This window comes from Vescimonas sp. (genome assembly GCF_057856985.1).
Genome location: NZ_DBLZXX010000001.1, coordinates 432,236 through 449,406 on the forward strand (window position 1 = coordinate 432,236; position 17,171 = coordinate 449,406).

Sequence of the window (17,171 nt, forward strand, 5' to 3'; positions counted from 1 at the left end):
AAGGGGGGGGTGGTCTCCATGGCGCTGACCAACGCCAGTCTGCCGGCCAAGCGCCGGATACTGGCCGTATGTGTCAAGCTGTTTTTGGAACAGGGCTACAAACGGACCACGGTGGCGGAGATCGTCCGGAAGGCAGGGGTCTCCAACAGCAGCTTCCAGAACATCTTCCGCGCCAAGGACGGCGTACTGTCGGAGCTGGTGGCGTTCATGTTTTCCGGCCAGTTCGGGGCGGCCCGCAGCGTGGCCGGCGGCACGCTGCCGCCGGTGTTCGTGTACGCGGCGGAGACGGCCATCCAGCTGACGCTGACGGAGCTCAACGAGAACCTGCGGGAGATCTACATCGAGGCCTATACCCAGAAGGAGGCGTCGGAGTACATCTTCCGCGAGACAGCCCGAGAGCTGTACGACATCTTCGGACCGTACCAGCCGCAGCTGACGGCAGAGGATTTCTACATGCTGGAGCTGGGGTCGGCGGGACTGATGCGGGGCTATATGGCCCAGCCCTGCGGCGGGGCGCTGACGCTGGAGAAGAAGCTGGAGTGCTTTTTGACACTGAGCCTGCGGGGCTACGGGGTGCCGGAGCAGGAGATCCAGCAGGCGCTGGCCTTCCTGCGGACCATGGATCTGCGGGCCGTGGGCCAGCGTACCATAGAGAGACTGTTTCACGCGCTGGAGATGCGCTACGACTTTCAACTGGGGGCCGCGTCCTGCGGCGAAAGGGAGGAGAACACATGAGGAAACGATTGGTAAGCATCCTGATGGCACTGTGCATGGCGGTGAGCCTGCTGCCGGTGCAGGCGCTGGCGGCGGACGACGCCTACACCGTGGGCGAGGACACCCGGGCGAAGGTCCGGCTTTACAGCGGCAGCCTAATCCCGGAGGAGAACTGCGCTACGCTGACACTGGCCGATGGGACCGTCACGGTATACATCCACACAGAGGAGCGTTTGCCGGTGGTGCTGGCGGATACCAGTGGGAAATACGTGGGAGGCGATCTGACCATCTATCAGAACGTCTCGAAGCCTCTGACCATCCACAAGGCGGCGAAAAGCATCACCGCGGTTGACGGGAAACGGGTGAGCGAGCTTATCATCGCCGGTGACGCCAATGTCACCATCACCGGCGGCCGGTACGGCAAGGTCACGGTGGAGACCGGCGGCACGCTGCAGCTGCGGGGCGGCGCGGTGGACAGCCTGATCATCAAGTCCGAGGGACATGTGAGCGTGATGGACAGCATCGTGAACAGCGTGACCAGGGAGGACGGCGCGCATTTCCTCGGCACTGCTGACCGCGAGGTCACCACGGCGCAGGGACTGGCCGCCGCACTGGCGGACAGCGAGGTGAGCAAGGTGATCCTGACGGCGGACGTGCAGCTCACGGGAAGTAGACTGAATGTCAGCCGGTACGTGCCCGTGGACCTGAACGGCCACGTGCTCCGGAGCGACGGCAGCAACATCGTGTTCTGGATCGGGAACGGCGGCTATCTGGAGCTGAATGACAGCGATCCGGAGAGCACGCACAGCGACTTCTCCGTCAAGGGCGGCATCATCACCGGCGGTAAGGTCCCCGCCATGGGCAGCGGAGGCTTCGCCGGCGGCGTGGTGGTGAACGCCGGCGGCAGATTTACCATGAACGGCGGCACCATCATGGGCTGCTCCAGCCCCTTCTACGGCGCCAGAGACGCGGGCGGCGTGTACGTGTATAACGGGGGTATATTTACCATGAAGGGCGGCACCATCCGCGACTGCTCGGCCGGAGGTCTGCTGGGCGCGGGCGGCGTGTATAACGAGGGAACCATGTACGCCGACGGCGGCACCATTCGGGACTGCGGCGGCAGCGCCGGTGTCGTCAACGAGGGCACCATCGACGCCAGCTACAACGCCGAGCGCACGGTGTTCCTGACCAGCGTCAGCAGCGGAGGCACCATCAAGGCCAGCGCCAAGTGCCAGGTCACGTTCCTGACCATGTACGGCAGCACCGATGGGACGCGGCGGGTGCTGCGGGGACAGGCAGTCTCCCGTCCCGCCGACCCTACCAGCGAGGGACACGAGCTGCTGGGCTGGCGGCTGAACGGTGCCGACGTGTATGACTTCTCCGCCCCTGTGATGGGGGATCTGATCCTAATGGCGTGGTGGGGCCGCAGCCTGAGCGGCAGCGGTACGGCGGAGGAGCCTTATCAGATCGGAAATGCGGAGGAGCTGGTGGTGTTCAGGGATATCGTCAACGGCGCCAACGGGCGGAAGCTGAACAGCGATGCCTGCGCCGTGCTGACGGCGGACATCGTACTGAACGACGGCACCTTCGATGAAAACGGCAGGTATACCAGGGGCGAGAGCGGCATGTGGCTGTCTGAGTGGACACCCATGGGGCAGTATGAGCGGACATCCACGGCGCCGGAAGGCTACGGCGGCACGTTTGACGGGCAGGGACATACCATCAAGGGGCTGTATGTATCGACAAATGCCGAGAATACCCACGCAAGCGGGCTGTTCGCCCAGCTGACGGGCAGCGCCGTTGTGCAGAACGTCACCGTGACGGGCTATATCTATGTCCACGGTGTCGGCGGAGGCAATGTGGGCGGTATCGCAGGCGAGGCCAATGGCGCGGCGATCCGGAACTGCCGGAACCTCTGCGATATTCTCCTCAATAAGGTGGACGGCTCCTTGGGCGGGGTCCAGATCAATGCCGGAGGAATTGCCGGTTCCAGCAGCGGGACCATCGAGAATTGCCGGAATGACGGTACCCTCCGCACCATCGCGCCTAACGACGACATCGGCACCATGGGCCGCGTGGGCGGCATCGTGGGCATGAGCGACAAGGGAACGATACGGGGCTGCGTGAATACCGGGACGATCAGCGGCGGCATCAGCAGAGGTCCGGAGGGCCGCCATGGCATGGGCGGTATTCTGGGCGTGAGCTTCGACGCGTCCCTGATCCAGGACTGCTATAACACGGGCAGCATCCAGGAGGAGGACCGGTACGGCAGCAGCGTCAATGTGGCGGGCGGCATCGTCGGCGACATGCGGGACGGCTTTACCACGGCCACCATCCGGAACTGCTATAACGTGGGTGAGATCACCGGCGGCAGCATCTCCAATGAGGGCATCGTGGAGAACTGCTGGTATCTGACGGGCGGCAGCGGCAGCGGTACAGCCAAGGCCGCCGCGGCCTTTGCCGACGGCACGGTGCTGCAGGCGCTGATCGCGGGGCGCGGTGACGACGTGCACCCGTGGGACACCGACTGCGGCAGCAAGCGGCTGGCGGAGAACGGTATGCGCATTCCGGTGCTGGCGTGGCAGGGGCTGGAGACGGTGCATTCCGGCGGTACGGCCACCTGCCTCGAGCCGGCGGCGTGCGATTACTGCGGCAGGAGCTACGGCGACATTGATCCCGACAACCATGCGTCAGGCGGGGAGGAGTAGTGGATCACCACGGCGGACAGCCATCTGAAGAAGTGGAGCTGCTGCGGCGCTGTGACCGTGGCGGAGAGCGGCCATGACTGGGCCGGCGGCGCGTGCCGCGACTGCGGCTACGCCTGCCTGCACAGCGGCGCGGCGGATGACGGCGACTGCACCACGGCGGTGGTGTGCGCCGTGTGCGGCGATACCGTCACGGCGGCAAAGAGCGGCCATACGTGGGGCGCGTGGACATCCGACGGGAACGACCGGCACACCCGCAGGTGTACCGTGAACGGCTGCCGGCAGTCGGAGACGGCGAGGTGCAGCGGCGGTATGGCCACCTGCGTGGAGCGGGCGGTGTGCGCCGCCTGCGGGGCGGCCTACGGCGCGGTGGACAGCAAGAACCATACGGCGCTGGTGAAGGTGAACGGCCGTCCGGCCACGCCGACACAGGTGGGATATGTCACCTGCTGGACATGTGAGGACTGCGGCCGGTACTTCCGCGACGCGGCGGGCACCCAGGAGATCCGCAAGGAGGACGCCAGCATCGGTAAGGCAGAGGCTGCCGGCGCCTCCGGCGGCGTGCGGTCGGCGCGGACCGCGGATGAGGGCGCCGTGGGCCTGTGGATCGCTGCGGCCAGTGGCGCGGCGATGGCCCTGGCAGGCGCTGCCATCCGCCGCAGGCGGCGGCACGCGGAGTGAGCGCCCGGCAAATTTTGATACCGAGCCATTGGGAGGGATAGAACAAAGACCGCACCGGCAGGAGGCCGGTGCGGTCTTTGCGTGTTTTCAGTTCAAGTCAGCGGGCGCGCTGCGCCTCCTGGGCCACGCGCATCAGCCAGTCCAATGCCGCCAGCGGATAGCGGCCCTGGGCCGTCTCGCCGGTGAGCATCAGGCAGTCCGCACCGTCCAGTACGGCGTTGTAGATGTCCAGCACCTCGGCGCGGGTGGGGGTGGGATGGTCGATCATGCTGTGAAGCAGTTGAGTCACCACCAGAAACGGCTTGCGGCGGCTGCGGCACAGGGCGGCGATGTGCTTCTGGGCGGCGGGCAGCTGCTCCAGAGGAAGGCTGCTGCCCAGATCGCCCCGGGCGATGGTGACCACGTCGCAAAGGTCCATCCAGTCCGGAAGGGCGTCCAGCCCCGTCTGATCCTCCACCTTGGCGAACAGCTCCGCGTGGGCAAGGCCGTTCTCCGCCATGGCCTGCCGCACAGTGCGGAGGTCATCGGCGCTGCGGACGAAGGGCTGCATGACGGCGCTGACGCCCAGCGCCGCGGCCTGGGCCAGATCCGCGAGGTCTGCCTCACACAGGGCGGGGCGGTGCAGCTCCGTGCCCTCCGGCGTCAGGCTCTTGTGGCCGGTGAGGACGCCGCCGCGGGTGACGCGGCACCGCCCGCCGTCCAGCACGGTCAGGGCCATAGTTCCATCGTCCAGCAGGACGGTCATGCCGGGCACCAGCGCCGCCAGCACATCTTTTTCCACAGGGATATCCGCGCCCAGCGTCACGGCCTCGCCCACCGTCAGCGTCAGCGGGGAGGGGAGAGCGCCGATGCGCACCTCCGGCCCGCGGAGGTCGATCATCAGCTGGGCGGACAGACCGGTGGAGCGCTCCGCATCGTGGAGGGCGTCGATCCAGTCGCGGCGGGCGGCCAGCATCGTGTGGGACACGTTGAGCCGGAAGCCGGAGACGCCGCGGCGCAGCAGTGCGGCCAGCGCGGACGCTTCGCAGCAGGTGGGGCCCAGTGTGGCGTAATATCTCATGGGGTGTTCTCCTTTGGCATATTTTCCGGATGGAAGTGGTCGTAGACGGCGCGGGCGGCGGGCTTGGGCAGCACCTCCTCCAGCTGGAGGAGCTCTGCGGCGCGAATGGCCTTGACGGTGCCGAACCGCTGCAAAAGCAGCCTCTTGCGGGCCTCGCCCACGCCGGCGATGCCGTCCAGCTGGGAGCGGTAGGCGTTTTTGGCGTGCTTCTGGTGGTGGTAGGCGATGGCGAAGCGGTGGACCTCCTCCTGCACCCGACCGATCAGGGCGAACAGGGCGGGGGGCGTCTGGATGCCGATCTCCATGCCCTGCGCCGTTACCAGCGCGCGGGTGCGGTGACGGTCGTCCTTCACCATGCCCAGAACCGGCACGGAGAGGTGCAGCTTGGCCGCCACCTCCTCGGCCACCCGAGCGTGCTGGACGCCTCCGTCGATGAGCAGCAGGTCGGGGAGGGGGGAGAATTTTTCGTCGCCGTCCAGATACCGGCGGAACCGGCGCTCCAGTACCTCCGCCATGGCGCCGTAGTCATCGGGACCGCCGCAGCTCTGGATCTGAAAGCGGCGGTAGTCCCGCTTCAGGGGCCGTCCATCCACGAATACCACCATGCTGGCCACCTGATCGGCGCCGCCGGTGTGGGAGATGTCGTAGCTCTCCATGCGGCGGGGCAGCACCGGCAGGCCGGCCAGCTCCTGTAAAAGCCGGAGGATACCGGCGGTGCGCTCGGCGTCGGAGGTGACGCGCTCCACCTCTTCTTTGGCGTTGCGGCAGGCGATGTCCAGCAGCTCCCGCCGCTGGCCCCGCTGTGGGACGCGGAGGGTGACGGTGTGGCCGCAGCGCTCCGTCAGCAGGGCGGACAGGGTGTCCATATCCTCCACCGGCAAAGGCAGCAGGATCTCACGGGGCAGCAGTTCGCGGTCCAGATAGTACTGGGGCACCACGGCACCCAGCAGGGCGGCATCGTCCTCGGCGGCGGGCAGCACCTCCACGCGGCGGCCCAGCAGGTCGCCGTTTTCGATGTGCAGCACGGCGCAGCCGGCACGGGCCGGGCCGGTGTATACGCCCCAGACATCGGTGTCGGCGCAGATGCCGGCGATGACCTTCTGATTCTTGGACAGCACCGACAGGGCGCGGATGCGGTCACGCAGGGCGGCGGCCTGCTCGAAGTCCAGAGCTTCGGCGGCGGCGGTCATCTGTGCGGTGAGCTCCGCCGTCACCTGCCGCAGCCGCCCCTCGAACAGCCGCACCGCCTGGGCGATGCGGCGACGGTACTCGGCGGCATCGGGGCCGTCAGGACGGCAGAAGCCGTCGCACCGGCCGATGTGGTGGTTGAGGCAGGGACGCTCCTTGCCGATGTCCCGCGGGAACCGGCGGGAGCAGGTAGGCAGGCGCAGGGCGGCGCACACCGCGTCGATGGCCTGCCGCGTCTCGCTGCGGCCGCCGAAGGGACCGAAGTAGCGGGCGCCGTCCTCCGCAGGCCGTGTCACCAGCGTGAAGCGGGGGTAGTCGGCCTTTTCGTCCAACCGGACGAAGGGGTAGCCCTTGTCGTCCTTCAGCAGAATGTTGTAGCGGGGCATGTGCCGCTTGATGAGGGAGTTCTCCAGAATGAGAGCCTCAAACTCGGTGCGGACGATGATGGTGTCGAACCGGTCCACCTGGGACACCATGCGGCGGGTCTTGTCGTTGTGGGAGGCGGTGTCCTGAAAGTACTGGCTCACCCGATTTTTCAGTTTTATGGCCTTGCCCACGTAGATGACCTGCCCCGTTTTGTCCATCATCAGATAGACGCCGGGCAGCAGCGGCAGCTCATTGGCCTTGGCCCGCAGCTCATCCTTCGTCATGGCGGCACCTCCTTTTCCGGCGCGTTTTTCCCTCAGTATAGCACGCCGCAGCAGGGCAGGCAAGAGGGAGCGGCGACTGGAAAACCGTGGAAAATACAAGAAAATACCGGCAGAAAAACATTGACAACGGATGAGCCGTGCAGTAGAATACATATGCTCTCAGCATAGTGGCCACGCGTAAGATCGCTATGCAGATGATATTGCTCTTCCCCCTGTCGGGCACCCCCCTTTTGCCCGACTTTCAAATGGGCGGAGCGCCGAAAGGCGCTCCGCCCGTTTTTTATGCCGATTCAGTTGAGGCCGCCTTCACTGGCGGCAAACAGCCGCCGGATGCGGCGCAGCAGCGGAGCGTGGGCCGGTGCGGCCAGCTGGGGGTCCTGCGTCAGCAGGGCGCGGGCCGCGGACTGGGCTTCGTCCAGCAGCTGCACGTCGCAGCTGAGATCCGCAGCCTTCAGGGTGGGCAGCCCGTGCTGCCGCTGGCCGAAAAAGTCGCCGGGGCCGCGGAGCTTCAGGTCCTCCTCGGAGATGCGGAAGCCGTCGTTGGTCTCCGTCAGCACTTTGAGACGGCGGCGGGTGTCGTCGCTGCCGCTGTCGGACAGCAGGATGCACCAGCTCTTGGCGCTGCCGCGGCCTACGCGGCCCCGCAGCTGGTGGAGCTGGCTGAGGCCGAAGCGTTCGGCGTTCTCCACCACCATCAGATTGGCGTTGGGCACATCCACGCCTACCTCCACGACAGTGGTGGATACCAGAATATCGCTTTCCCCTGCGGCGAAGGCGGCCATGACGGACTCCTTTTCCCTGGATTTCATGCGTCCGTGGAGCACAGAGATACGCAGGTCAGGAAACACCTCGTTCTGCAATTTTTGGGCATAGGCGGTCACCGCCTTCCGCTCATCGGGGAGCTGGTCGTCCTCCGCCACCAGCGGGCAGACGATGAATACCTGATGGCCCTCGGCCACCTGCTTGCGGATGAAGCCGTTGAGCCGCTGACGGTAGGACTCCCCCACGGCGAAGGTGTCCACCTTCTGGCGGCCCGGGGGCAGTTCATCAATGATGGACACGTCCAGATCGCCGTAGATGATGAGGGCCAGCGTGCGGGGGATGGGGGTGGCGGACAGCACCAGCATGTGGGGCGAGTCCGCCTTTTTGGACAGGGCGGCCCGCTGGTCCACGCCGAAGCGGTGCTGCTCGTCGGTGATGACCAGTCCCAGACGGGCGTACTGCACGTCCTCCGTCAGCAGGGCATGGGTACCGATGCACAGGTCAACGGTACCGTCGGCCAGCCCTGCCAGAATGGCACGGCGCTCCCTGACGCGGGTAGAGCCGGTGAGCAGGGCACAGTGCAGCCCGAAGCGGGCGAACAGGGGGGCCAGATTCTCGTAGTGCTGGCGGGCCAGGATCTCCGTGGGAGCCATCAGTGCCGACTGCCAGCCGTTCCGGGCGGCGAACCAGACGCAGGCCGCGGCCACCATGGTCTTGCCGCTGCCCACGTCGCCCTGACACAGGCGGTTCATGACGCGGCCGGAGGTCATGTCGGAGACGGCCTGCTCCACGGCGCGGCGCTGGGCGCCGGTGAGGGCGAAGGGCAGGGCGTCGTAAAAGGGCGTAAGGCTCAGATTTTTGCAGGCGGGGCCGCGGCCTGTCTCCCGGCGGGAGCGCAGCAGCTGCAGGCCGCAGGCCAGCACGAAAAGCTCCTCGAACACCAGACGGCGGCGGGCGATGTCCAGCGCCTCCGGCGAGTCGGGGAAGTGGATGTTCTCATAGGCATAGCCGGTGTAGCACAGGTGGTAGGTGCGGCGCACCTCATCCGGCAGTACGTCCGGCAGCAGGTCGCGGCAGGCGTCCAGCCCCTGCCGCATGGCCTTGGCCAGCAGGGTCTGGCTGACACCGGCGGCCAGGGGATAGATGGGCATGATGCGGCCCGTCAGCAGCTGCCGACCCTCCGGCTCCACCACCGGATTGGTCATGCGGCGGCGCAGCAGGTCGCCCTCCACCTTACCGTAGAAGATATAGGTCTCGCCCTTGTGGAGACTGGTGCGGCGGTAGTCCTGATTGAAGAAGGCCACATCCAGCGCGCCGCTGTCGTCCACGGCACGCACCTTCACCAGTGTGCGGCCGCCGGAGATGCGGCTGGCAGTGGGGTCACCCGCCAGCATGGCCCGCACACAGGCGTATTCGCCCACGGCCAGCTCCCGTATGGGGCGCTCCAGCGTCCGGTCCTCCCAGCGCCGGGGGAAGTAGGACAGCAGATCCTCCAGTGTGCGGATGCCCAGCTTGTTCAGGGCATTGGCGCGGGTCTCGCCAATGCCCTTGATATAGCGGATGTCGGTGTCCGGATGTGCCATGGCGTTAAAACCCACTGAACACGGAGAAGTCGGCAGGCGGCGCAAACTGGGGCGGCTCCTGGGGGGCTTCCTCCTCTGATAGAAGAAGATCGTCCTCCTCCGGCGCGGCGGGGACGTACTCCACGAACTGGTAGCGCAGGCCGTTGTCCTCCATGATCTCGCTCTCGGTGTCCACCTGCCAGTGGGGATCGCTGTCCAGATCGGGGAAGAAAACGTCGGCGTGACCGTCGGCGAAAATTTTGGTAAGGTACACGCGGTCGCACAGGGGCAGAAACCGGCGGTAGATGCTCTCACCGCCGATGATCCATGCGTCCTCTCCGGCCTGAAACACCGCCTCCACGGGAAAGTGGACGATCTCCGCATTTTCCGCGGCAAAGTCCCGGTCGCCGGTGAGGACAATGTTGCGGCGGTGGGGCAGCCCCCTGCCATTGGGCAGGGATTGCAGGGTCTTGCGGCCCATGAGGACGGTCTTGCCCTCCGTCAGGGCGCGGAAGCGCTTCATGTCGGCGGGGATATGGAACAGCAGGGCGTTGTCCCGCCCGATGCCCCAGTTCTGGTCTACGGCTGCAATGGCGTACATGGGCGCTCCTCCTTAAATGGCCACGGGGATCTTGTCGTCAAAGGGCTGGGGATCGTAGCCCTCCAGCGAGAAGCTGTCCCGTGTGAACCGGTAGAAATCAGTGACGGACTTGTCCATCACGAGCTGCGGAGCGGGACGCTCGTCCTTTTCCAGCAGCTTTTCGATGATGGGCACGTGGCGGTCGTAGATATGGGCGTCGGCGATGACGTGGACCAGCTCGCCAGCCTCCAGACCGGACACCTGCGCCATCATGTGGACCAGCACGCTGTACTGCACCACGTTCCAGTTGTTGGCGGCCAGCATGTCCTGGCTGCGCTGGTTCAGGATGGCGTTGAGGGTATGTCCGGAGACGTTGAACGTCATGGAGTAAGCGCAGGGGTACAGGGCCATCTCGTGGAGGTCCTGAAAGTTGTAGATGTTGGTGAGGATGCGGCGGCTGGCGGGGTTGTGCTTCAGGTCGTACAGCACGCGGTCTACCTGATCCATCTCGCCCTCGGGGTACTGGTGCTTTACTGCCAGCTGATAGCCGTAGGCCTTGCCGATGGAGCCGGTCTCATCGGCCCAGCTGTCCCAGATGTGGCCACGCAGGTCGTGGATATTGTTGGACTTCTGCTGCCAGATCCACAGCAGCTCGTCGATGCAGGTCTTGAAGTAGGTGCGGCGCAGCGTCAGGATGGGAAACTCCTGACGCAGGTCGTAGCGGTTGACGATACCGAACTTTTTCACGGTGTGGGCAGGCGTGCCGTCATCCCAGTGGGGACGTACCTGCTGGTCAGTGTCCCACACCCCGTTTTGCAGGATGTCGCGGCAATTCTGCTTGAAGATCTGGTCTGCACGGCTCATGGCTGTACCCCCTGAGAGTTTTTTTCCATTGTACCAGATTCAGCCGGAATTGAAAAGTTGAAAATGCAAATATGATGGATAATAGGAGAGATAAGGAAAAAAGAATTGTGTCCCGCCGCCGCTTCGGGTATACTGTACAATGGTTTACCACGTGACATGATACCAAACGAAGGAGGGTTTCTTCTATTATGAAATATGATGTTCTGATTATCGGCGCGGGCCCCGGCGGCATCTTCTCCGCCTATGAGCTGATGCAGCGTAAGCCCGAGTGGAAGGTGGCGGTGCTGGAGGCGGGCAACCCGCTGGAGAAGCGGCACTGTCCCATCGACGGTGATAAGGTCAAGTCCTGCATCCACTGCAAGACCTGTGCCATCATGAACGGCTTCGGCGGCGCCGGCGCCTTCTCCGACGGCAAGTATAACCTGACCAACGAGTTCGGCGGCACACTGTATGAGTACATCGGCAAGCAGAAGGCCATGGAGCTCATGCGCTACGTGGACGAGATCAACGTGGCCTGCGGCGGCGCCGGCACCAAGCTGTACTCCACGGCGGACAGCGGCTTCAAGCGTCTGTGCCTGCAAAACAACCTCCACCTGCTGGACGCCTCCGTGCGGCATCTGGGCACGGATATCAACTACAAGGTACTGGAGAACCTGTACGCCCAGCTGAAGGAGCATATCGACTTCCACTTCCTGACGCCGGTGAAGGCACTGACCATTCTGGACGACGGCAGCTATCAGGCGGAGACAGATAAGGGCACGTTCTGCGGCAGCAAGTGCATCATCTCCGTGGGACGCAGCGGCAGCAAGTGGATGGAGTCCGTGTGCGAGGCGCTGGATATCCCCACCAAGTCCAATCGCGTGGACATCGGCGTCCGGGTGGAGCTCCCTGCCGAGGTGTTCGCCCCCATCACCGACGAGCTGTACGAGAGCAAGATCGTGTATAAGACCGAGAAGTATCAGGACAAGGTGCGCACGTTCTGCATGAACCCCCGGGGCGCGGTGGTGAACGAGAACACCAACGGCATTGTCACCGTCAACGGCCACAGCTATGAGGACCCCACCCTGCATACGGAGAACACCAACTTCGCCCTGCTGGTGTCCAAGCACTTTACCGAGCCGTTCCGCGACAGCAACGGCTACGGCGAGAGCATCGCCCGCCTTTCCAACATGCTGGGCGGCGGCGTGATGGTGCAGCGGTTCGGCGACCTGATCCGCGGCCAGCGCACCACCCCCAAGCGCATCGAAAAGGGCTTCATGACCCCCACGCTGGCGGCTACCCCCGGCGATCTGAGTCTGGTGATGCCCAAGCGTATCCTGGACGGCATCATCGAGATGATCTACGCGCTGGACAAGATCGCCCCCGGCACCGCCAGCGACGACACCTTGCTCTACGGCGTGGAGGTGAAGTTCTACAACATGGAGGTGGCGCTGGACCAGAATCTGGAGACGCCCCACAAGGGCCTGTTCGTCATCGGCGACGGCAGCGGCGTCACCCACTCCCTGTCCCATGCCAGCGCCAGCGGCGTCTATGTGGCCCGCTATCTGGCGGAGCAGGCGTAACAAAAAAAGAAGCGCTCCGGCACTGCCGGAGCGCTTCCGCGCGTTTACTCGTCCATATCCACGGTGATGTTGTCGGTGCCGTGCTGCTCGAACTCTCCCAGATACGTCTCCATCCGCGCCATCACCTCATCGTAGTTCTCCGGCGTGATGGGGGGATCGTCCATGTCCCGCAGGGCCAGCTCCTGCGCCAGTATCTCAAAGAACGTGGTGTCCTCGTAGGCCATGATAGCCTCGTGGATGCCGCCGTCGGCAAAGGCACGGGAGGGGATCAGCTCCCCCTGGTACAGCTCCGTCAGCGGGGCCATGCCGTGGTCCAGACAGTGGGCAAACACCAGGCTCTCCACCTGGTCATACTCCTTGATGCGGTCATCACCGCGGGTGGAGTTCAGCACCCAGTTGCCGATATACACCAGATCCAGCAGACGCCGGAACTGCTTCTCCGTCATTTTCAGTTCCATCAGGCCACCTCCGTTTCGCGGTCAGCACTTTGTTTCCCTGATTATAACACGGCATTTCGCGGAATGCCATAGAAAAAGTGGGAAGGTCCGCCAAAATTTAGCTTGTGTCGGGCGGCGGTTCATAGTAGAATATATTGGTTACAGTATAAAGTTGAAAACTGCGAGAAGGAGCGTTTCTATGGATCTGCGTCCGATCGGGGTGTTCGACTCCGGCAGCGGCGGGCTCACCGCCGTGCGGGAGATCCGCAGCATCCTCCCCTCTGAGAACATTATATACTTCGGAGACACGTCCCGTGTGCCCTATGGCAGCCGCTCGGCGGAAATCCTGCTGCACTTTGCAAAGCAGGATGTCCGCTTCCTGCGGACCTTCGACATCAAGGCGCTGGTGGTGGCCTGCGGCACCGTATCCACCACGGCGCTGCCCCAATTACAGGCGGAGAACGGCGACCTGCCCATGCTGGGTGTGGTGGAGCCGTCCTGCCGCCGCGCCGCGGCGTCCACGCGGAACAAGCGGGTGGGGCTCATCGCCACTGCCGCCTCCGTGCGCTCCGGCGCCTATGAGCGCACCATCGCCGGACTGGACGGGGATATCACCGTGATCAGTAAGGCGTGCCCCCTGTTTGTGCCGTTGGTGGAGAACGGCCGGTTCCAGCCGGGCGATACCGTCATTGAAACGGTGGCGCGGGAGTATCTGGAACCGCTGCGGGATACCGGCATCGACACCCTCATCATGGGCTGCACCCACTATCCGCTGCTGGCGGAGGTCATCGGCGGCATCATGGGGCCGGATGTGACGCTGGTGGACTCCGGCGCCGAGGCGGCCCGCAGCCTGAAGCGGCAGCTAACGGAGCGGGAGCTGCTGGCAGACCGGCGCGGCGGCGAGATGACGCTGTACGCCAGTGACCGGCCGGAGGATTTCGGCGCGCTGGCGGGCATGTTCCTGGGCCAGCCCCTGCAGGGGGCGGTGCGGCCTGTGGATATCGAGAAATATTGAGGTGAGCCATGGCAGAGCATGTACAGATCACGGTCCGGAGTACCAGCCGCTTCGGCGGGCAGGAGGATCAGCTGATCTTCCGCGGCACGGGCACGCTGGAAAAGCTGCCGGAGGGGTGGCACCTGCGGTATGAGGCGGCCAACGAGGCCGACGGCAGTGCCATCGTCTCCGATGTGAAGCTGGAGACGGCCACCCACCGCGCGGTGGTCATCAACGAGGCGGACGGCGGGGGCTACGGCCTGCTGCTGGACCCCAAGACGCCCACAGCCACCCGCATCGACGGCGGCGACGGCGGCAGCCTGACGCTGAATGTCGTCACTCAGAAGGTGGCGTGGCAGCTGTCCCGACAGGGCCACGGCTTTATTACACTGGCGTATACACTGCTCATCGGCACGCAGCCCCTGTCGGTGCTGCGGGTGGAGCTGACTTTAACGAAAGAGGAGAACAGAACATGAACATGATACAGAGCGCCAAGGATCAGGTGCTGCAGCTGACCGTTTCCGCCTACGAGAAGGCGGCGGCCGCCGGTGTTTTACCGTCCGGCATTACCGTGACCCCGGCGGTGGAGATCCCCAAGGACACCGCCAACGGCGACTATACCACCACGTTTTGCCTGGCCGCGGCCAAGGCCATGAAGATGAACCCCCGTCAGGTGGCCCAGACCCTCATTGACAACATGGCACTGGAGGGCAGCTATTTCACCTCCGTGGAGCTGGCGGGCCCCGGCTTCCTGAACTTCCGTCTGGGCGGCAAGTGGTATGCCGACACTGTTTCCGGCATCGAGTCCGTCGGCGAGCATTATGGTGAGAACGATATGCTGGCGGGGAAGAAGTACATGGTGGAGTTCGTGTCCGCCAACCCCACCGGCCCCATGCACATGGGCAACGCCCGCGGCGGCGTGCTGGGCGACACGCTGGCCAGTGTGCTGCAGAAGTCCGGCGCCGATGTGACCCGCGAATTTTACGTCAACGACGCCGGCAACCAGATCGAGAAGTTCGCCAAGAGTCTGGAGGCGCGCTATCTCCAGATCATCCAAGGCGAGGACGCGGTGGAATTCCCGGAGGACGGCTACCACGGCGACGATATCCGCGAGCTGGCCCAGGCGTTCTACGAGCAGGAAGGCGATAAGTACCTGAACTGCGAGGAGCAGGTACGCCACGACGCGCTGGCCCAGTTCGGCCTGAGCCGCAACATCCCCAAGATGAAGACCGATCTGGCCCGCTACGGCATCCAGTACGACCAGTGGTTCTTCGAGTCCAGCCTTCACGAGAGCGGCTACGTGGCCGACTCCGTGCAGCTGCTGACCGACCGGGGCTGGACGTACGAGAAGGACGGCGCCCTGTGGCTCAAGACCTCCGAGATCCTGGCGGAGAAGCTCCGCGCCGTCGGCAAGTCCGACGAGGACATCGAAAAGCTGGCCTTGAAGGACGATGTGCTCCGCCGCGCCAACGGCTTCTACACCTATTTTGCCGCCGATATCGCCTACCACCGGAACAAATTTGCCGTCCGCGGCTTTGACAAGGTGGTGAACATCTGGGGCGCCGACCACCACGGCCATGTGGCCCGTCTGAAGGGCGCCATGGACGCGCTGGGGCTGGACGGTGAGCACCGGCTGGACATCGTGCTGATGCAGCTGGTGAAGCTGGTGCGGGACGGCGAGGTAGTGCGTATGTCCAAGCGCACCGGCAAAGCCATCAGCCTTACCGATCTGCTGGACGAGATCCCTGTGGATGCCTGCCGCTGGTTCTTCAACGCCAAGCCCGACACTCAGATGGAGTTCGACCTGGGCCTGGCCGTGCGGGAGGACAGCGAGAACCCCGTGTACTACGTGCAGTACGCCTATGCCCGCATCTGCACCCTGCTGAAGGCGCTGGCGGCGGAGGGCTTCGACGTGCCCGCCGCGGCGCAGGCCGATCTGGCACTGCTTACCGCCGACGAGGAGAAGGCGCTCATCAAGCAGCTGGCCCAGTACCCGGTGGTGGTGCGTCTGGCTGCCCGGGACTACGACCCCAGCTTTATCAATCGCTATCTGTCCGAGCTGGCCGCCGCGTTCCACAAGTTCTACAACGCCTGCCGCATCAAGGGCGAGGAGAAGAACGTGCTGCTGGCCCGCCTGAAGCTGGCGGATACCGCCCGGGCCGTGCTGAAAAACGGCATGACCCTTATTGGCTGCTCCGCACCGGAGAAGATGTAAAAAAGCCGCGAAAAGCGCACCCCGCGGGGTGCGCTTTTTCTATGCTCCGAAGAACAGACGCACACTCCACGCCGCCGCCATGAAGCCCGCCAGATCAGCGGTCAGCGCCGCCGGTATGGTGTAGCGGGTGCGGCGGATGCCCGCCGCGCCGAAATACACGGCGATGGTGTAGAATGTGGTCTCCGTACAGCCCAGCATCACCGCCGCGCACCGGCCAATGTAGCTGTCCGGCCCGTGGGCGGCCATCAGCTCGCTGCCCACCGCCAGCGCGCCGGAGCCGGACACCGGCCGGATGAGCAGCAGCGCCGCCGTCTCCGGCGGGATGCCCAGCTTCTCCAGCACCGGCGCCAGCAGCTCCGTCAGCAGGTCCAGCGCACCGGAGGCACGGAACATATACACCGCCGTTAAAAGCGCGATGAGGGACGGCACGATGCGCAGCAGCACCGTCAGTCCCTCCGATGCACCGGCGGTGAGAGCGTCGTACACGTCTACCCGACGACCCAGGGCCCACAGGGCCGCCGCCGTCAGCAGCAGAGGGATCAGGAGGGAGGCGATATCCACGGTCATGCCCTCCAGACCCGCTGCAAAAGGCGGGCGGCCAGCAGCCCTGCCGTGACGGACAGCGCCGAGGACAGCCAGACCGCCGGCAGGATGTCCAGCGGCGCGGCGCAGCCCTGGGCACTGCGGACGGCGGCCACGGTGGTGGGCAGCAGTTGGATGGACGCGGTGTTCAGCACCACCAGACGGCACAGCTCGTCGCTGGCGGTGCCGCCGCAGCCTGCTGCCATCCGTTGTGCGGCGCGGATACCCAGCGGCGTGGCGGCGTTGCCCAGTCCCAGCAGATTGGCGGATACGTTGGCGGATACCGCCGCCAGCGTGTCGGCATCCCGGCTGGCGCGGGGGAGGATGCGACGCAGCAGAGGGCGGAACAGGCGGGCCAGCCCCCGCGTCAGGCCGCCCCGCTCCATCACCGTCATGACCCCCGACCACAGGCACAGCGCCCCTGCCATGGACAGTGTCAGCTCCACGGCGGCGGACGCACCCTTCATGGCCGCCGCTGTCACAGCGGGCAGCATTCCCTGCACCGCGCCGCACACCAGCGCCGCCGTCACCATCAGCGTCCACACCAGACCCATCGCCATGAGATGTGCCTCCTCTCCCGCGCCCGCTGCGGGGCGTATTTTTCCTTGTGCAGGG

General features: G+C 65.0%; 15 protein-coding genes. 7 read left to right on the forward strand and 8 right to left on the reverse strand.

Annotation, left to right across the window (positions count from 1 at the left end):
- The first annotated feature begins 18 nt into the window (after positions 1-18).
- Genes ACZM22_RS01945 through ACZM22_RS01955 form a run of 3 tightly spaced genes read left to right on the forward strand, consistent with a single transcriptional unit; the run spans position 19 to position 4,100 of the window.
- Positions 19-735, forward strand: coding sequence for a TetR/AcrR family transcriptional regulator (locus ACZM22_RS01945; RefSeq protein ID WP_489542933.1), 717 nt, complete (start codon positions 19-21; stop codon positions 733-735).
- Positions 732-3,422, forward strand: a complete 2,691-nt coding sequence (locus ACZM22_RS01950) for a hypothetical protein (RefSeq protein WP_489542934.1) — start codon at positions 732-734, stop codon at positions 3,420-3,422. Before ACZM22_RS01945 ends, ACZM22_RS01950 begins: the two co-directional genes overlap by 4 nt.
- A 51-nt stretch (positions 3,423-3,473) precedes the next feature.
- Entirely contained in the window at positions 3,474-4,100 is a 627-nt protein-coding gene (locus ACZM22_RS01955) for a hypothetical protein (protein WP_489542935.1), read from the forward strand.
- 97 nt (positions 4,101-4,197) lie between these two features.
- Here the strand turns inward: ACZM22_RS01955 and ACZM22_RS01960 are convergent, their stop codons facing one another.
- The 5 genes from ACZM22_RS01960 to thyA form a co-directional block, all read right to left on the reverse strand.
- On the reverse strand, positions 4,198-5,160 hold the full coding sequence (locus tag ACZM22_RS01960) for a pyruvate kinase (RefSeq protein WP_489542936.1): 963 nt from the start codon (positions 5,158-5,160) through the stop codon (positions 4,198-4,200).
- On the reverse strand, positions 5,157-6,998 hold the full coding sequence (gene uvrC / locus ACZM22_RS01965; protein WP_489542937.1) for an excinuclease ABC subunit UvrC: 1,842 nt from the start codon (positions 6,996-6,998) through the stop codon (positions 5,157-5,159). Before uvrC ends, ACZM22_RS01960 begins: the two co-directional genes overlap by 4 nt.
- A 290-nt stretch (positions 6,999-7,288) precedes the next feature.
- Complete coding sequence (gene recG, locus ACZM22_RS01970; protein WP_489542938.1) at positions 7,289-9,343, reverse strand: ATP-dependent DNA helicase RecG; 2,055 nt, start codon at positions 9,341-9,343, stop codon at positions 7,289-7,291.
- A 4-nt stretch (positions 9,344-9,347) separates the two neighbouring features.
- Positions 9,348-9,923, reverse strand: a complete 576-nt coding sequence (locus ACZM22_RS01975; protein WP_489542939.1) for a dihydrofolate reductase — start codon at positions 9,921-9,923, stop codon at positions 9,348-9,350.
- Positions 9,924-9,935: 12 nt separating this feature from the next.
- Complete coding sequence (gene thyA, locus ACZM22_RS01980) at positions 9,936-10,766, reverse strand: thymidylate synthase (protein WP_483267829.1); 831 nt, start codon at positions 10,764-10,766, stop codon at positions 9,936-9,938.
- Between the two features lie 188 nt (positions 10,767-10,954).
- On the opposite strand from thyA, the gene ACZM22_RS01985 reads away from it, so the two are divergent.
- Entirely contained in the window at positions 10,955-12,328 is a 1,374-nt protein-coding gene (locus ACZM22_RS01985; protein WP_489542940.1) for an NAD(P)/FAD-dependent oxidoreductase, read from the forward strand.
- Positions 12,329-12,372: 44 nt separating this feature from the next.
- Here ACZM22_RS01985 and ACZM22_RS01990 read toward each other — a convergent pair whose 3' ends face one another.
- The gene (locus tag ACZM22_RS01990) at positions 12,373-12,786 is read right to left on the reverse strand and encodes a hypothetical protein (RefSeq protein ID WP_482680923.1); all 414 of its coding nucleotides are present in this window, start codon (positions 12,784-12,786) and stop codon (positions 12,373-12,375) included.
- A gap of 178 nt (positions 12,787-12,964) precedes the next feature.
- On the opposite strand from ACZM22_RS01990, the gene murI reads away from it, so the two are divergent.
- Genes murI through argS form a run of 3 tightly spaced genes read left to right on the forward strand, consistent with a single transcriptional unit; the run spans position 12,965 to position 15,974 of the window.
- Entirely contained in the window at positions 12,965-13,780 is an 816-nt protein-coding gene (gene murI, locus ACZM22_RS01995) for a glutamate racemase (RefSeq protein WP_489542941.1), read from the forward strand.
- 8 nt (positions 13,781-13,788) lie between these two features.
- The gene (locus ACZM22_RS02000) at positions 13,789-14,235 is read left to right on the forward strand and encodes a YwiB family protein (RefSeq protein ID WP_489542942.1); all 447 of its coding nucleotides are present in this window, start codon (positions 13,789-13,791) and stop codon (positions 14,233-14,235) included.
- Positions 14,232-15,974 (forward strand): arginine--tRNA ligase, encoded by a 1,743-nt coding sequence (gene argS / locus ACZM22_RS02005; RefSeq protein WP_489542943.1) that lies wholly within the window; start codon positions 14,232-14,234, stop codon positions 15,972-15,974. The genes ACZM22_RS02000 and argS overlap by 4 nt, the downstream gene beginning before the upstream one ends.
- Before the next feature lie 39 nt (positions 15,975-16,013).
- Here argS and ACZM22_RS02010 read toward each other — a convergent pair whose 3' ends face one another.
- Together ACZM22_RS02010 and ACZM22_RS02015 are read right to left on the reverse strand one after the other, a co-directional pair.
- A complete protein-coding gene (locus ACZM22_RS02010; RefSeq protein ID WP_484437222.1) occupies positions 16,014-16,541 on the reverse strand; it encodes a spore maturation protein in 528 nt (175 codons plus the stop codon).
- Positions 16,538-17,116 (reverse strand): spore maturation protein A, encoded by a 579-nt coding sequence (locus ACZM22_RS02015; protein WP_484437221.1) that lies wholly within the window; start codon positions 17,114-17,116, stop codon positions 16,538-16,540. Before ACZM22_RS02015 ends, ACZM22_RS02010 begins: the two co-directional genes overlap by 4 nt.
- Positions 17,117-17,171: the final 55 nt, after the last annotated feature.

Bases quoted from the DNA above. Each gene is read 5' to 3' on its own strand.
- ACZM22_RS01945 (WP_489542933.1), top strand. From the start codon at position 19: ATGGCGCTGACCAACGCCAGTCTGCCGGCCAAGCGCCGGATACTGGCC.
- ACZM22_RS01950 (WP_489542934.1), top strand. From the start codon at position 732: ATGAGGAAACGATTGGTAAGCATCCTGATGGCACTGTGCATGGCGGTG.
- ACZM22_RS01960 (WP_489542936.1), bottom strand. From the start codon at position 5,160: ATGAGATATTACGCCACACTGGGCCCCACCTGCTGCGAAGCGTCCGCG.
- uvrC (WP_489542937.1), bottom strand. From the start codon at position 6,998: ATGACGAAGGATGAGCTGCGGGCCAAGGCCAATGAGCTGCCGCTGCTG.
- recG (WP_489542938.1), bottom strand. From the start codon at position 9,343: ATGGCACATCCGGACACCGACATCCGCTATATCAAGGGCATTGGCGAG.
- ACZM22_RS01975 (WP_489542939.1), bottom strand. From the start codon at position 9,923: ATGTACGCCATTGCAGCCGTAGACCAGAACTGGGGCATCGGGCGGGAC.
- thyA (WP_483267829.1), bottom strand. From the start codon at position 10,766: ATGAGCCGTGCAGACCAGATCTTCAAGCAGAATTGCCGCGACATCCTG.
- ACZM22_RS01985 (WP_489542940.1), top strand. From the start codon at position 10,955: ATGAAATATGATGTTCTGATTATCGGCGCGGGCCCCGGCGGCATCTTC.
- ACZM22_RS01990 (WP_482680923.1), bottom strand. From the start codon at position 12,786: ATGGAACTGAAAATGACGGAGAAGCAGTTCCGGCGTCTGCTGGATCTG.
- murI (WP_489542941.1), top strand. From the start codon at position 12,965: ATGGATCTGCGTCCGATCGGGGTGTTCGACTCCGGCAGCGGCGGGCTC.
- ACZM22_RS02000 (WP_489542942.1), top strand. From the start codon at position 13,789: ATGGCAGAGCATGTACAGATCACGGTCCGGAGTACCAGCCGCTTCGGC.
- argS (WP_489542943.1), top strand. From the start codon at position 14,232: ATGAACATGATACAGAGCGCCAAGGATCAGGTGCTGCAGCTGACCGTT.
- ACZM22_RS02010 (WP_484437222.1), bottom strand. From the start codon at position 16,541: ATGACCGTGGATATCGCCTCCCTCCTGATCCCTCTGCTGCTGACGGCG.
- ACZM22_RS02015 (WP_484437221.1), bottom strand. From the start codon at position 17,116: ATGGCGATGGGTCTGGTGTGGACGCTGATGGTGACGGCGGCGCTGGTG.